Here is a 1498-nt window from a genome sequence, read left to right on the forward strand (position 1 = left end):
GGCCGTTTCGGCGCTGGATTCCTGCCAAGTTAGTGGCTGGTTTCCTGCCAAAAGAGCACTAAGAATCAGGCCAGCAGCTCCCCGCCGCGAAATGGGGTTCGGGGACTGCGCGAGATTGAGATCACCCGGTGGCCGCGGTCCTTCTCCCGTGCGTGGGAGACATGGGCCCGTCACCCCCAGATAGGTTCCTTACGGCGTAGCTACTGCCAAGCGGTCGCGCCGGAAGGAACCAGGAAGCAGATGACGGTACCCATGTCCGTGCAAGAAAATATCAGAACACTCGACTCCCACGGAATCACGGGCCGTGAAATCGCCCGCAGGTTGGGCGTCAGACGCGACGCGGTGACGAAATACACCGGTCAACAGGATTACTCACCGAGGCCGCCAGCGCCGGTGGCCAGGCCCACCGGCTCGGCCATGACCGGGTTCGAACCGACCGTTGAAAAGTGGTTGGGCGAGGACCAGCGTCGGCCGCGCAAGCAACGCCACACGGCCAAGCGGGTCTTTGACCGGTTGGTCGCCGAGCAGGGCTTCACCGGCAGTTATTCGCCGGTGCAACGCTTCGTGAAGAAGTGGAATGTCCTCCACCGCCAGGCCGGTGAGGGCTTCACTGAACTGGTCTGGCCCGCCGGCACCGCGCAGGTCGATTTCGGGCAGGCCGAGGCCATCATCGGCGGGATCCGGCAGGTCCTGCATATCTTCGTCGTCACGTTCCCGTTCTCGAACATGCGCTTCGTGCAGGCCTACCGCGGCGAAACCGCTGAGTGCGTCTGTCACGGGCTGCGCACCGTGTTCGATCACATCGGTGCCGCGCCCCGGCACCTGGTCTTTGACAATGCGACCGGCATCGGACGACGCGTCGGTACCAAGGTTGTTGAGACCAAGCTGTTCGGCGCGTTCAAACTGCACTACCGATCGGAGTCTCGGTACTACAACCCGTACTCGGGTAACGAGAAGGGCAACGTCGAGAACGCGGTCGGGTTCCTCCGCCGCAACCTGATGGTCCCCGAGCCCGAGGCTGCCACCCTGCAGGGCCTTAACGACGTGCTGATGGCGCGGTGCATGGCGTTGGCTGAGGCCACGCACTACCGCAAAGGCCTGCCCATCAGCGAGCTCTTCGCCCAAGACGTCGCCGCGTCTCTCGCACTGCCCGGCGTCGGGTTCGACCCGGTGCGTTACGAGTCCCGCACCGCCGATAAGACCGGGAACCTACTCATTGACGGGAATACCTACGCGGCCGGGTCGTCCTTCCACAGCCGCACTCTCACCGTCGGGCTGCGGTACGACGTCGTCGAGATCCTCGACGAGTACGCGACACCTGTCCGTTCTTTCCCGCGCGCGTTCGGCCGGCAGACGGAAACGATCTTCGAACCGGCGTCACTGCTGCCGTTGCTGGTGACCAAGCCCGGAGCCTGGGGGCATTCCCAGCTCCGGCCGTTGGTCCCAGTGCCCGTGCGCGACTGGCTCGACACAGCCACCGCCACCAACCGGCGCCGCC

The 1498-nt window shown here is 64.7% G+C and carries 1 protein-coding gene; it reads left to right on the forward strand.

Annotated features, from left to right (window positions below; all coding sequences use genetic code 11):
- Nucleotides 1–252: 252 nt before the first annotated feature.
- The coding region (gene istA, locus D4765_RS18970; protein WP_237280571.1) for an IS21 family transposase at nt 253–1498 on the forward strand (1246 nt) is incomplete at its 3' end.

The sequence above is a fragment of the Subtercola vilae genome (genome assembly GCF_004923255.1).
In the GTDB taxonomy this organism is placed as follows: domain Bacteria; phylum Actinomycetota; class Actinomycetes; order Actinomycetales; family Microbacteriaceae; genus Subtercola; species Subtercola vilae.